At 29.0% G+C, this 14092-nt stretch carries 10 protein-coding genes; 8 read left to right on the top strand and 2 right to left on the bottom strand.

The annotated features are described in order from the left end of the window. Positions 1-59: 59 nt before the first annotated feature. Entirely contained in the window at positions 60-401 is a 342-nt protein-coding gene (locus RBH29_RS01215) for a hypothetical protein (RefSeq protein WP_306694544.1), read from the bottom strand. Beyond that, positions 394-903, bottom strand: coding sequence for a DUF6036 family nucleotidyltransferase (locus RBH29_RS01220; RefSeq protein ID WP_306694545.1), 510 nt, complete (start codon positions 901-903; stop codon positions 394-396). The genes RBH29_RS01215 and RBH29_RS01220 overlap by 8 nt, the downstream gene beginning before the upstream one ends. Before the next feature lie 155 nt (positions 904-1058). Here RBH29_RS01220 and cas6 point away from each other — a divergent pair, with 155 nt between their 5' ends. The 8 genes from cas6 (at position 1059) to RBH29_RS01260 (ending at position 13893) form a co-directional block, all read left to right on the top strand. Further along, positions 1059-1190 carry a CRISPR system precrRNA processing endoribonuclease RAMP protein Cas6 gene (cas6, locus tag RBH29_RS01225; RefSeq protein WP_306694547.1) on the top strand — a complete coding sequence of 44 codons (132 nt, stop codon included), beginning with the start codon at positions 1059-1061 and terminating at the stop codon, positions 1188-1190. Between the two features lie 354 nt (positions 1191-1544). Then, on the top strand, positions 1545-2000 hold the full coding sequence (locus RBH29_RS01230) for a ferritin family protein (RefSeq protein ID WP_306694549.1): 456 nt from the start codon (positions 1545-1547) through the stop codon (positions 1998-2000). A gap of 373 nt (positions 2001-2373) precedes the next feature. Continuing rightward, positions 2374-2628: a hypothetical protein gene (locus RBH29_RS01235; RefSeq protein WP_306694551.1), complete on the top strand. Its 255-nt coding sequence runs from the start codon at positions 2374-2376 to the stop codon at positions 2626-2628. Between the two features lie 200 nt (positions 2629-2828). Then, positions 2829-4493: a hypothetical protein gene (locus RBH29_RS01240; RefSeq protein ID WP_306694552.1), complete on the top strand. Its 1665-nt coding sequence runs from the start codon at positions 2829-2831 to the stop codon at positions 4491-4493. Beyond that, a complete protein-coding gene (locus RBH29_RS01245; protein WP_306694554.1) occupies positions 4490-5176 on the top strand; it encodes a DUF6063 family protein in 687 nt (228 codons plus the stop codon). Before RBH29_RS01240 ends, RBH29_RS01245 begins: the two co-directional genes overlap by 4 nt. Positions 5177-5233: 57 nt before the next feature. After that, positions 5234-9613, top strand: a complete 4380-nt coding sequence (locus tag RBH29_RS01250; RefSeq protein WP_306694556.1) for a coiled-coil domain-containing protein — start codon at positions 5234-5236, stop codon at positions 9611-9613. A gap of 18 nt (positions 9614-9631) precedes the next feature. Further along, a complete protein-coding gene (locus tag RBH29_RS01255; protein WP_306694558.1) occupies positions 9632-12442 on the top strand; it encodes a DEAD/DEAH box helicase in 2811 nt (936 codons plus the stop codon). Positions 12443-12708: 266 nt separating this feature from the next. Beyond that, on the top strand, positions 12709-13893 hold the full coding sequence (locus tag RBH29_RS01260; RefSeq protein WP_306694559.1) for an amidase domain-containing protein: 1185 nt from the start codon (positions 12709-12711) through the stop codon (positions 13891-13893). The last annotated feature ends 199 nt before the right edge of the window (positions 13894-14092 follow it).

Here is a 14092-nt window from a genome sequence, read left to right on the forward strand (position 1 = left end):
TTTATATGGATAGCGAATCCTAAAGCATTCGGACAGCACAAATCCGAGATGGCAGGAAATCATGAGGACATCCAGTACATTAAACTTAAAATCATATTTACCCCTTTGGCTTGTTCGGATAATTCCTCTTCCGTTGAAACATCATAATATTTGCCGTATATGCCTCTAGGCTCTAGTGTCCAGAGAAATGCTTTGAATTTTGGGAATGTATCCTTATGTGTTTCCATGTAATGCAGCAAAGTAGAAACTTTTTTAAATCTTTCAGTGCACAGCTCCTTTTCTATGTGGTATTGTTCAGAAGTCAGAAGAAGCCATAAAGGCTCTAGCACCATAAAACGTGTAGAATTCTTATCAAGGCTGTTTATCATGTTGGGAAAGCTTTCGCAAAACACTCTATACATTATATCTCTCCTTGAATGCGGTCAAATTATTTAAAAAAGCCTTCTTTTTACTATTAAAAAGGTCATTACGGTTTAAAATTTCATTTATAATAATATTTATAACTTTTTTATCACATTTTGGCATAAGTTCGTGCATATCTTCAATATCTTTTTGTTCCATCCTTACAATTTTACTTACTACAATATCTTCTCTGGATAAAACAAATATTTCAAGATAATCAAATTCATGTAGCCTCAACGCCCTTTTCTGATATGCTGGTGATAATAATGTGCTTTCGTATTCCAACATATCAAAATCACTTAAATACCTAAGCACCATTCCAAGCTTTGCAGGATAATTCAGGTCAATAATATCAAAGTCTCTTGTTGGACGATCACTGTATTTTCCAAGAATACAGGCTGAGCCACCTAGAAAATATATTGGAAAAGGTTCAACTCCAAGTGCTTTAGCAATAATACTCATATTTTTAATTATTTCATACAATTCTGTGTAATTACTCATATTCATCACCTAACTTTATTGTATCTATATTATACATTATGTATTAGTGAAAAAACAGCCTATTATTGCTGTCTTTAAAAAAATTAAACAATAAAAGATAATTTAAAATATATTACGAAGTCAGAGTTTCGAGCGGGACAGGAAACAAGATATCAATGAGCGGATATGTAGGCAAGATTTCATTTGTAGGAGAACTGACATCTTTTATGTCTTTGTTGAGGACAGGCGAAATTCTTCATAGAGGTAATGGGGGCAGCCTTGGAATGGGTAAGTATATATTAAGATAATGTAAGGATTTGGAATTTTCATAAAAACCTTTGGTATAATTTAATTAGAGTAAAAAAGGTTGCTCAAAAGCAATCTTTTCAAGAAAAATAGTATATATCTATAAATATTATGAAGATGAAAAAATTTATATGTATTGATATGTTTATCTGAAAACGATATATTATTATATAGAAGATAATTTTTGAAAAATGCAATCTGAGTTTTCAAAAGTTATATTAGATTATTTAAATTAATAAATGCTGATGACATATCACGACTAAAAACATTATATGTAGAGTAAATGGTTGAATTTATTTATCATTACATTGTATTTAAAAATTGAGATTTCAGATTTGTAAAGAAGGTGTTAAACGTTGGATAGAAATATTAAAGAGGTTTTTTATCTTCTTATAAAATTAGAAGATAACTTTAGTAATTTTTATAAAAATATTTCTGTGTTTAGTGGTAAAAATATTTCTAAAATAAAAACAGTTGCGTTGGTTTTATCAAGGGAAGAAAAAGGACATGCTCAATTATATAGGGATTTTTTGCAAAAATATCAATATCTTAATGAAGTCATAATAGAAGATAGAATATACGAAAAAGCTCGAGATATAGTTAATGAATTTAAAAAAACTCTCCAGTTAGACGCATTTAAAAATGAAAAAGAATTAATTGAATTAGCTATTTACTATGAAGAAAAAAATTCTGAAGTGTTAAAATCAATTTTAGAAATTACTCCCGAAAGTAATGTTAATTTGATTGAACTACTAACTCTGCTAATCAAAATTGAAGACACGCATGCTGAAAATTTAAAAAAATTTATCTAGAATTTACTACATAAGCATAATGAAGCAACAAAAAATGCCATTTAAATTGTTTCAAAAGTTAATGCTTTTTTATCATTATAAAATAGATGCCAGATTAAAGCTTGACCAAATCATGGAAAGTTCAAAAAAATTAAACAATAAAATACAATTTTTAAATATATGAATGGGTCAGGATTTCTGGCAGGACAGGAAACAAGATACCAATGAGTGGATATTTAGGTGAAATCTGATCAGAGTAAAAGAAGCAATCCTTTCAAGAAGAATGGTATATATCTATAAATATTATGAAGAAGAGAAGATTTATATGTATTGATATTTTTATCTGAAAACGTATATTATTATATAGAAGATAATTTTTGAAGGGATGTTGATTATGGATAATACTGATTTCCAAAAAAAAGTACTTGCTGAGTTTTCAAAAATGCAATCTAAACTAGAGAAACTTGACACAATTGAAGATACTTTGAATACTTTCAAAAGTCAATTTGAAGAACATGAAGCAAAAAAAGCTAACCGACACATTGAAATAGTTACTGAAATAGATAAATTAAGAAGAGATATTTTGACCATAGAAGGAGTGACTGCTAAAAATTGGAGTGACATAGTGGAGTTAAAAAAAGCTAAGTAATGGCTAAGAAATAACATCCAATTCTCATCGTCCAAAACTCGTAAAAACATCGGGTTTTTTTGTACTTTAGAATATGAAGTTATTTCTAAGGCATTCCTAAGTGAGCTTGTTTAGCTAAAGCTAAAAAGGGGTTTTAATATTTTTATCAAAATGATATAATGCTGTTTGTATAAAATAGAAATATTAAAGAGGGATGTAACTTGATATATGACTTTTTAAAAGACTTTCACAGGCGGGCTGAAATAGTTGCAATAGTGGACTATATAACAACAAGAACTTCTAGAAAATTAAAACTTAGAGATTATGGTTTTGACAGTGCAGAGTCAATTAACCTTGTGATGCTTGTACTATGTTTTATTATGGAAAAATCATTGGTAGAAGAGACTTGTACTAAAGATGATGTGGCAGGGTTTATAAGAAGATTAGACATTGAATATTTTAAAAAGAACATAGATGATGATAGGTATTTTGAAATAGCTGATTTTGTAATAAAGGACTGTCTTCAAAATAGTGGTATTCCTCACTATTTTAAAACCTATAATTTTGAGACTGATAAAGAAGAAAAAATTAATGTAAAACTTATAGACGATAGAAGAGTGCCTTTAGGAAATGAAGGCACCTATTCATATTATATGACTCCCCAGGGCTATAAATTTATGTTCAACACTTTAGAAATAGAAGATTCCTTAAAGGTTTCAATTGAACAGTTTAAATTGAGCCTTTCTATAAAGAAAAGAAATTTTAATGCTGCCAAAAATAATGTGGACAGCCTTTTTAATATAAGCAAAACCCAAATACAGAGAATAAATTACTTTATAAAAAAAGTTAAAGAAGATATTAGTAGCACTGGTACTGAAGAATATGAAAAAATATATAATGCTACTTTTTCATCTATTGATGAACAAAAGGAAGGCTATGACAACTTGTATGAATTAATAGGTAAAGTAGAAAATTCAATTTTAGAAAGTGACTATACAAGAATAGATAAAGAGACTTTAGAAAAAGAAATTGAAAACATATCGTATATCAAGGGGAAGCTTAAATTTATTATAAGCGAGCAGGCAAACCTTCTTTTAAAACAGCAGGAACTTCAAAAAATATATAATGAAGCAGTTGATAATATACTTTATATTGGTTTTGAAAACAGGCTGAATTTTGAGGAAACTGTAACAAAGAAAATGGAAAAGAACCCCCAGCTGGCATATCCTCTTATTAAGCTTTTAAGACCTCTATTTAAACCTGACTTAAATAAAATGTTTAATTTAAGCAAAGTGTTAAAAGAACAGAGAATAGCAGGAGGGGAAGCTGAGACTGAGGGAAGTAATATACTCATGTCTAACAAATATTTTGTTAGAGGTGAAAGTGAAAAGGATATAATGATTAGAAAAGCAAATAAAATGTATCTCAATATATTTGAGACAATATGCCAGAGGGCTTTAGAGAGTTCTAAAAAAGAGATACTTTTGTCAAATCTTATTTCTGATTCTAAAGATGAATATAGTAAGTTTGTACCTGATATAAAAGTTTTAACAAATGTACTTATTAAACTTAGCAGCATTAAGGAAGTGGATTTTTCAAAAATAAGTGCTCAAAGTGCAAAGACTGTATTTAATCCTTCAGAGGCATTTGACGTAAAATACTGTGTTGTTAGCTTGTTAGACAAAGACAAAAGTTTTAATAAAATATCTAAATTAAAAATTCTTCTATCAAGAAATAATAAGGTGTTTATACCTGAAAAGTCCATAGACGAAAGTGAACATGAAGGTTTTGAAGAGGAGCAAGACACAGTAAATTCTAGCTTTGAAAAAGTAGCTGGGCTAAATTGTCCTGATATATTGTTTAAAATTGAGGTGAGTGAAATTTGAATGAGATAAACTTGCAAAAGGCAATGAGAATTTATTATTTTCTATTAAAAGAGGGAGAGCTTACTTTTGACAACAATAAAGAATTGTATTTAGATTACTCTGACAGTGAAGTGAGAGACATTTTAGAGATTTTAGCAAAAGAGAGTAATGTTTTAATAGAAAAATATAATCAGGTAGTGTACCTTATTCCAAATGAAGATAATGATGTTTTAGGCATCAAAGATATGGATTTGCAGAAAGTTTTAAGTTATGATGCCCGTAAAATTGACTTTTATTTATCACAGTATATAATAATAGTTATTATAACGGTTTTTTATAGTGGGAAAGGAAGTTTTGTAAAATCAAGGGATTTCATAAGAGTAGGTGAGCTTGAAGAAATTATTACATCAAGGCTTGAATATGCAAATTCTAAAAAGGATATAGAAAGTGAGCAACAGGAGGCTGCATTTAATATAACCGGAATGTATGAGCATTGGAGTGCTCTTCAAATAGACGAAGAGGGCAAGAGGAAAACCAAGTATGGATATATAAGAAGTGTTTGTACATTTTTAGCAAAGCATGGACTTTTAATTTTCGACACAGTGGAGGAAGATATTAGGCCTTCTGCTAAATTTACAAACTTTATGACGTATAACTTTTTAGATAATTCAAGACTGGAAATTATAGAAGAAATTCTAGGATAAAACCTGATTTTGAAGGTAAGTAGTTATTATTTGTAAACTAGAAATGAGGAGTTTGAGATGGCTAAGATAGGAAAAATAAGAATTATAAATTTCACATACAATGACAATCGTCATATTTATGATGAGACATTTGATTTCTATAATGGAGAAAATACCTTGCTAAACCTTCAAAATGGTGGGGGTAAGACGGTATTAGTGCAGATGATGCTCCAGCCCATAGTACCAAAGCAAAAGCTTAAGGACAGGCCACTTAAAAATTATTTTAAAAATTCTAAAGCGCCTGTGTATATAATGATTGAGTGGATTTTAGACGGCAGTTCTAAAAGAGTTATGACAGGCATTGGAATTAAGAAAATAATAAGTCAAAGAGAGGGTACAGATAAAGAAAATATCAAAGTCATTACCTTTATTTCGGAGTATGAAAAAGAAAGTGATTTTGATATAAATAACATTGAACTTTTACAAGAAGAGAGAGGTATTGTAAAGTTAATTGACTTTGAGAAGGTTATAAGAGATTTATCTAACGCAGAAAAAGAAGGGGAAAATGTATGGCTGTTTAGATGGAATTTACCAGATGACAAAAAAGAGTATTCAAAAAGACTCTTATCATATAAGATTAATCAGTCAGAATGGAAAAACCTTATGGTAAAAATTAATGAGTCAGAGGCAGGTCTAACTTCTTTTTTCAATGATTGTAAAACTACAAGTTCTTTAATTAAAAAGTGGTTTATACCTACAATAGAAGAGCAGCTTAATAGAAATGGAAACTCTATAGAAAACATAAAAGAGCTTATAAAAAATCATGCAGAACAAATTGTGAAAAATGAAAGTATGATAAGGGAAAGAGAAATTTTTGAAAGCTTTAAGGAAAAGTCATCTAATCTTTTAGAAAAACTTAAAGAGTATAAAGATATAATGGACAGGCTTGAAGACAACAAGTACCAGCTTGGAAATGCTTATATATTTGTAAATCAGAGCATTAAAGAGTTTCATGTAAAAAGAGAAGAGCTTTTAGAGAGTATAAAAAATATAGAAGAGCATATAAAAGAACTTGAATACCAAAAGATTTCTTTAGAGTATCATAAAATAGAAGGGTTTTTAAAGGAATTAAAAGATGATTTAGAGGGTTTTGATATTGAGATAGATAATCTAAAAAAACAGATGGACGATTTGGAGTACAAAAGAAAACAGCTTTTATGTGTTAAAGTTGATGGTGAACTTAAAAATATAAATAAAAAGATAGCAAAGTTTGAGACAGAGCTCCAAAAAGAAAATCTTCAGCAAGAGGATGTTAAAAATATTATTGAGGATATTGAATACTCACTAAAAGAAAAGTACAGAGAAAAGATTGTCAATTTAGAAAATACAATTGGTGAGGGCAAAAAAGAGCTATCCTTTGAAAGAGACAAATTATTAGAAAACAATAAAGAAAAAGAGCAGATTAATAAAAAAATATCTTCTTTAAATGACTATATTATAAGTGTCAGGGGAAGAATTGCTCATTTTAATGAAAAGGAAGCTTCATTAAAAGAAGCATATCCTGATTTTGATGTTGGCAAAAATATTGAGAATGGTCAGTATACAGATTATAGTTTAGAAGCTGTTAGAAAAGGCCTTTTAGAGGAAGAAGAAAACATAGAAGAGAAAATACTTTGTGAAAAAGAAAAACAGGTTAAAATTAGAGAAAAGACAGAAGAGCTAGAAAAAGAGTTTAAAAAACTAAAGGACAAAGAGCCAGAACTTTTAATTGAAAAAAATAAAAAACAGTCAGAATACAGCCTTTTTGAAGATGAGAAAAAAGTTATTGAAAAAATAATAAAATCCTGTGAATTAGGAGAAGAATGCTTATTTGACAGAGAAAAAATCTTACTTTCTCTAAATATGGAAAGAGAAAAGTATCAAAAGCTGGTAAATGACAAAAATCTTGAAAACTCAATATATAAAAAGCAGCTAAATCTTTATCAGTCTGGAAAGGTTTTTGAGTTTTCAGAGGAATTAAAAAAGATATTTGAAGACAAAAATATCTTTGTAGAGTTTGGATACGAGTGGCTTAGAGATATTAAAGATAATAAAAATAAAAAATTAAAGCTTGTAAAAGATAATCCCTTTTTGCCATATGCTATTATTGTGTCAAAAAAGGATATTGAAATGATTAAAGAAATAGAATTTAAAACATCTCTTTCTTCTGTAATACCAATTATTGAAAGGGAAAAACTTGAGATTGAACTTAATGTAGAGTCAAGAAATAATTATCACTCTATAGACGGGGTTGATTTTATAATTCCCTTTGATGACAGAACTTTAAATAAGAAATATTTAAATGAAATTTGTGATGATATTTTATTTAAGATAGAAAAAAATAATGAAATATTAAAAAATGCTGGGGAAGCTTTGAAAAATATAGAAATTAATATTTTAAAAACGGAGAATTTTTCATATACAGAAGCAGGCGTAAAAAGACTTTGTGATGATATAGAATCAATTACAAAAAACATAGATGAAATTAAAGCTAAAATTGAGGTTTTAGAAGATGAATTTATTTCACTAAATAAACAAAAAGAAGGCTTTCAGGTTTTAAGTTCTGAACTTGAGAGAGAAAAGAGTGAATTTTTAAGAAAGAAACAGGATATTTTTAGATTTTTAGAAAATTGTCAGAGTTATTCTAATGACTTAAAAGAAAAAAGTGAAAAGGAAGATGACTTAAGAGAGATTAAAACTTCTCTTGATACATTAGAGAGAGAAATTATAAAATCAAATGAGAAGATAAATGATAAAGATATGAAAATAAGTAATATGTCAGGTGAATTAGAAAAAGAGAAACTGGAATATCAAAAGTACAGTCATGTACAAAAGGGCAAGTTTATTGATGAGAGCATAGAGACATTAGAATCTAAGCTGAGTGCATACACATCTAAAATAAGCGGAAAGATACAAAATCTTAAAGATATATTAGAGGATTATAGAATACAAAGGGATGAAAAGCAAAAAACTATTTTAAATCTTAAAATTGAAGAACATTTGTACAAAGGAATGGAATTTAGTCAGTTTGAGTATGAGAAAGTGGAGAGGGAAGCTGAAAAGGTAAACAAAAGCTTAAATTCTCTAATGGAAAAGAAAAATGATATTAAGTTTAAGATTGCAGAGAGAAATTCAGATTTAAAATATATTAAGAGAAATATAGAAGAAAAATGCGGATATAATGAGCCAAAAGATAAGGAATATATAAGAGAAATGGATTTTGAGCATGAGAAAAAAATGTACAGAAAAAAATTAAAAGAGCTTGAAAAGAATATATCTCTTTTAAAGGCTGATGAAAATAACCTTCAAAAAGTAAGATTTGGTCTTGAAGAGTACAGTATATTTGCAAATAAGGTTGAAGAACACCGAGTTATTGAAGGTGACATTAATTCTTATGTTTTAAATCTTATTAGAGATTTTAAAAGAACTACTGAACTTACTGTGGACATGAAAAATCTTCTCACTACTTTGTATAATGATTTAGAAGGTGAATTTACTATAAAAGCTGAAATGTTTAAAAATTTATTTAGTTCAATATTAGATGGTGAAAGAAGATACAAGCCAGTTCACTCACTAAATGCATTAGAAAGAGTTTATTTGCAGATTGATAGAAAAATCCAGCAACATGCAATAGACTTAGGGAAAATCGACAGCATGGAAACTTGTATTATAGATAATACATTGAGCTATTTAAAGAATGTATATGATGAGATGAAAGACATTGACAAAAATTCGACCATTGATATTGAGGGTAGACGAAGTAAGATGCTCATTATAACACTTCCTGAAAAGGATGAACTAGAAACTCTGTCGTTAAAGGAATATTTAAAGCATACAATTATGAATTGTGTAGAGCTTTGCAAAGAGGGAAAAGCTATGGATGGGCTTTTAACAAATGAAATAAGCACATACCACCTCTTTGACAGATTTGTTTCCATTAATAAAATTGGAATTACGCTTATAAAAATTGAGCCTAACAGGTTAAAGAAAAAGACATGGAGACAGGTTATTGAAGAAAATTCAGGAGGGGAGCTATTTGTAAGTGCTTTTGTTGTATTTATTTCTCTTTTGACTTACATGAGAGGAGAAAATCTCTTAGGTGCTAATTTAGAAAGCAAGGTGCTTATAATGGACAATCCTTTTGGACCTTTGACCTCAGAGCATCTTTTAAAGCCGTTGTTTGAAATTGCAAAAAAGTATAATACTCAGTTTATATGTCTTAGTGACTTAAAGGAACAGACGGTTATTGACAGGTTCAACCTTATTTATTCACTCAATATAGAGCGTGAAGTTGGAAGAGAAGACGAGTATATTGAGATAAAAACAATAAAGAAAGATGTTGTTGAAGAAGATGATGAAGTGTTGTCTGCTTCTATGTTTAAGATTGAAGATAAGTCCAGGTTTGAACTGGCCAATTAAAAATTTTGTGGTGGTAATATGGAGTTTATTGATTTTAACAAAACAACTTTTTATAAAGGGCTTAAGGCTTCTTATGGCAAACTTCCAGTTAAAATGGAAGTTTGCTTAAAATTTGATGAAATAGGGGCTTTTACTGTGTCACTTTCAATTGGCCTAGACAAAATGTATAGAGTAAAAGATATAGGTAGGTTACTCGAAGTTATAGAAACTTTAGAACCTTACCATTTTACTAAAAACTTTATATTTGAACCATCTAAAATGTATTTTGAAAAGTCAGCCCAAAGCATATTAGAGTTTTTGTCAAACCTTGATAAAAAGAGTTTACACACAAACCAATTGATTTTAAATAAAGATTACAATGAAAGATTTTTAGATTTAATATGGGATTTAGAAAATAGATCACTTAACACTGAAATTTTATTTAAAAGTAATTTAAACTTAAAAACTTCTATTAAAAGAAAAGACGGATTTAATGTTTTGATAATGGATTACTCAGAGTATGGTGATTTTGAGCCCCTTTGTGCAAATTTTAAATATATCACTTTAAATAGTGGCAAAGTAATTGGGAAGGTGCAGGAATTTAATAGGGAACTATTAAAAAATATATATAGTTTTAAAAATGATAGTAATGTAGTGTATTTTAAAATCTCAGATGATGAGAAAAAGTTTTTTAAAAAGAATTTTTTGGACAGGTACAATGACAAGATTGAAATTTCTATAGATGAAGATGTAAAAAAAGATATGACAGAAGATAATCTTTTGTCAAAAGTTTATTTTGATGTTGGGGCAAAGGGAATTATGTCAAAGGCTGAATTTTGCTATGGAGAAAAAGTTATAAATCCCCTTAATGATGTGGATATAAATAGAAGTTTTAGAGAATTTGAAAGAGAAAGTGATATATTAGATGAGTTAAAGCATTATGGTTTTAAAGAATATAAAAAGCTTTTTTTACTTGACGATGTTGAAAAGATAATGAATTTATTAACGGACAATTTAAAAAATCTTAAAAAAATATCTCAAGTTTACTATTCAGAAGATTTTAAAAAGCTTCATGTTAAAAATATAGACAGCTTAGGACTAAGCTTATCTGATGATTCCCTGATTCATATGAACATAAATCTTGAAAATGTAAGTGATGAGGAATTAGCAGAGCTTCTAGAGTCTATTAAGGCAGGCAAAAAGTACTATAGATTAAAAAATGGATCAATTATAAATCTTGAAAGTGTTGAAAGCAGTAGATTTGTTGATTTGATAAAGGGTTTGGAAATTGATAAATCCAATATTAATGATGGAATATTTGAAATTCCCCTAAACAGGTGTCTTTATATAGATAACTACCTAAAAGAAAAGGGAATAGAGAATGTTAAAATGGAGTCTCGCTTAAAAAATCTTATAAATGGAATATCAAACTCTAAAGATATAGAGGTTGATATAGACGATAGTTTAAAAAGCATTTTAAGAAATTATCAGTTGGCAGGGGTGAAGTGGCTTAAAAGTTTATCATATTATTCATTTGGCGGAATATTAGCTGATGATATGGGACTTGGAAAAACTCTTCAGGTGCTTGCCTTTATAGCCAGTGAAAAGGATAGAAAGCAGCCCTGTATGGTTGTTGCACCAACTTCTATTGTTTACAACTGGAAGGCGGAAGCGAAAAAGTTTACTCCTGACTTAAAGGTACTTTTGATAAGTGGTGTTAAGGCTAAAAGAGATTTAATGATTTTAAACTGCAATAAATATGACATAGTTATAACCTCTTATGGTTCTTTAAAAAATGATGTGGAAAATTATAAAAAGGTTCAGTTTTCATATGTCTTTATAGATGAAGCTCAAAACATAAAAAATCCACTAACATTAAATGCAAACAGTGTAAAAAGTCTTAAGGCAAGGTGCTGTTTTGCGCTTACAGGTACTCCTATAGAAAACAGACTTATGGAAGTCTGGTCTATATTTGATTTTATAATGCCGGGGTATTTATATAATAAAAATAAGTTCTCCCATGCCTTTGAAAATCCTATTTTAAAAGATAAAAATGAAGATAAAATGGACGAGCTGGCAAGACTTATAAAGCCCTTTATTATAAGAAGGCTTAAAAAAGATGTATTAGATGAACTACCCCAAAAGATCAATACAAATTATGTATCTGAAATGACCGTAGAGCAGAAAAAACTATATGCTGCTTATTATAAGCAGTTTAAAAAAGAACTTGAGGAAGAAGGAGTTGAAGGAAATCAAATTGGAGTATTTAAAGCTCTTACAAGGCTAAGACAGACATGTGCCCATCCTGCCACATTTATAGAGCATTATAAGGGAGGAAGCGGAAAGCTTGATATGGCAATAGAAATACTAACTGAGTGTATTAGCTCAGGACACAGCGTTCTTTTGTTTTCTCAATTTACAAAAATGCTTAAGATAATAAGAGGTGAATTAGAAAGCAAAAATATAAACTATTATTATCTTGACGGAACTATGAGCCCTGAGGATAGAGCCATTGAGATTGATAATTTTAATAGTGACAGAGAAGCTGTGTTTTTAATCTCTTTAAAGGCTGGCGGAACTGGTCTTAATCTTACAAAGGCGGATATTGTTGTGCATTTTGACCCTTGGTGGAATCCTGCTGTTGAAGATCAGGCAAGTGACAGAGTTTATAGAATAGGACAGAAAAATGTTGTTCAGGTTTATAAGCTGCTTACAGAGGGTACAATTGAAGAAAAAATTGCAAGGATGCAGGAAAATAAGAGGGGATTGATGGAAAATATTATTAGACCAGGAGAGAGCCTTTTAAATAATTTTAGTGAAGATGAAATAAGGGATTTGTTTGGTCTATAGTGTAATGATAAGATATATAGAAATAACAAAACTTTAATAATCCAGATTTAAGAATAATTTAGAATAAAATTTTTATGAGAATTTTTACTAATTGTATTGACATTTATTATATATATATATATAATAAATGTCAAAGGTGGAGGAATTCCTATAAAACCTTAAAAATATCAGCTGATAACCAAGGCTAAAATGTTAAATTGAAGAAGTACAAAAAAAGCATCGATGCAGCAAGGTTTAAATTTTTTTCAAGTTAGGAGCGTGAAAATATGAAATCAACAAAAATGAATAAGAGGATTTCAGGCATAATTGTATGCTTGTTTTTACTTGCTAGTATGGGTAACGTTCAAGCGATAATTAAAGAAAGTGAGGTTATTCAAAGTGATGATGAGAAAAAAATAACCGATACTATTGAAAATTTTATTATGAGTTATGAAAGTGCACTTGACAATGAAGATATTAACTTTAATGACATTGATAGTTTTTTTAGCGATATAAACAGTTCTAAGAATAAAGAGCTTATTAAAACTGTATTGAAGAGGAAAATAGTATTATCACAAGAATACCCTAAAACAAAGTTAAAGGAATTAAATAAAGAATTAAAATTTGATTATGAATCAATAACTATTGAAAAAAACAGTGCAGAAGTTAAAGTCAACGTAACTAAAATGTTTAACTATAATATATCACCAGATGTACAGTCGGGAGAAGTGAACAGCTATTTTATTAAACTAAGCAGGATAAATGAAGATTGGAAAATAAGTTTTATAGAAGGTTTTGTAGATAAGTTTGTTAAAGAAGATTTTAATGGTAAAGGGATAAATCCTAATAATATTAAAGACTTAAAGAAATATCAAAAAGATCTTAGAAAGAATGTAAAAGAATTTTATAAAGAATTAAAATTGGAAGCTGAAAGTGATGAGAGCATTGTGGTAGCTAATAGAGGAAATTATGATCGAACGGGAGCATATAATTATGCTATGAATCATGCGTTGAATCATAATAACGACTATGAGTCTTTTGTTGGTCAAGGAGGAGATTGCACAAATTTTACTTCTCAATGTTTATATGAAGGTGGAGGGATTGCTCAACATGTGGGAGGACAAAACTACACTGATACTTACTGGTTCTATAATAAAACAACACATGATAGGTCTGCATCTTGGACGGGTGCAAACGAATTTAGAAGATATATAGGATATTCAATTTCTAGAATTGATGCTCAAATTTCATCGTTTAATGGTGTTACTTATTCGGATTTAGTTCAGTTTGCCAATTCCAATGGAGATAGTTACCATTCATTAATAATAACTGGCATAGTATATAATAGTTCTGGTAGAAGTGATCTTCTGGTTTGTGGTCATAGTCCAATGGTAAGGAATGTTTCTATATCTAACGCTTTTGGAGCAAGAAATAGAGTATATATAAAAATACTAGGATATACAGAAGATTAATAGAATATATTCCAAAAAATAAATAGTAATAATTTACATATTATAATCAAATTATCATCTTGTAGCAAAGATTAAATATTTCAAACAGAATGAAATCTAATAAAGACTTCATTCTGTTTGAAACTTTTATTAGATTATACACGTTATATTTTTAAATTAGATTAGATATTGACATCTATATTATGGGGCTGTAAGATAT

Source organism: Herbivorax alkaliphila (assembly GCF_030848475.1).
Classification (GTDB): Bacteria; Bacillota; Clostridia; order Acetivibrionales; family Acetivibrionaceae; genus Herbivorax.

Bases quoted from the DNA above. Each gene is read 5' to 3' on its own strand.
- RBH29_RS01255 (WP_306694558.1), top strand. From the start codon at position 9,632: ATGGAGTTTATTGATTTTAACAAAACAACTTTTTATAAAGGGCTTAAG.
- RBH29_RS01260 (WP_306694559.1), top strand. From the start codon at position 12,709: ATGAAATCAACAAAAATGAATAAGAGGATTTCAGGCATAATTGTATGC.
- RBH29_RS01220 (WP_306694545.1), bottom strand. From the start codon at position 903: ATGAGTAATTACACAGAATTGTATGAAATAATTAAAAATATGAGTATT.
- RBH29_RS01215 (WP_306694544.1), bottom strand. From the start codon at position 401: ATGTATAGAGTGTTTTGCGAAAGCTTTCCCAACATGATAAACAGCCTT.
- cas6 (WP_306694547.1), top strand. From the start codon at position 1,059: ATGAGCGGATATGTAGGCAAGATTTCATTTGTAGGAGAACTGACATCT.
- RBH29_RS01235 (WP_306694551.1), top strand. From the start codon at position 2,374: ATGGATAATACTGATTTCCAAAAAAAAGTACTTGCTGAGTTTTCAAAA.
- RBH29_RS01250 (WP_306694556.1), top strand. From the start codon at position 5,234: ATGGCTAAGATAGGAAAAATAAGAATTATAAATTTCACATACAATGAC.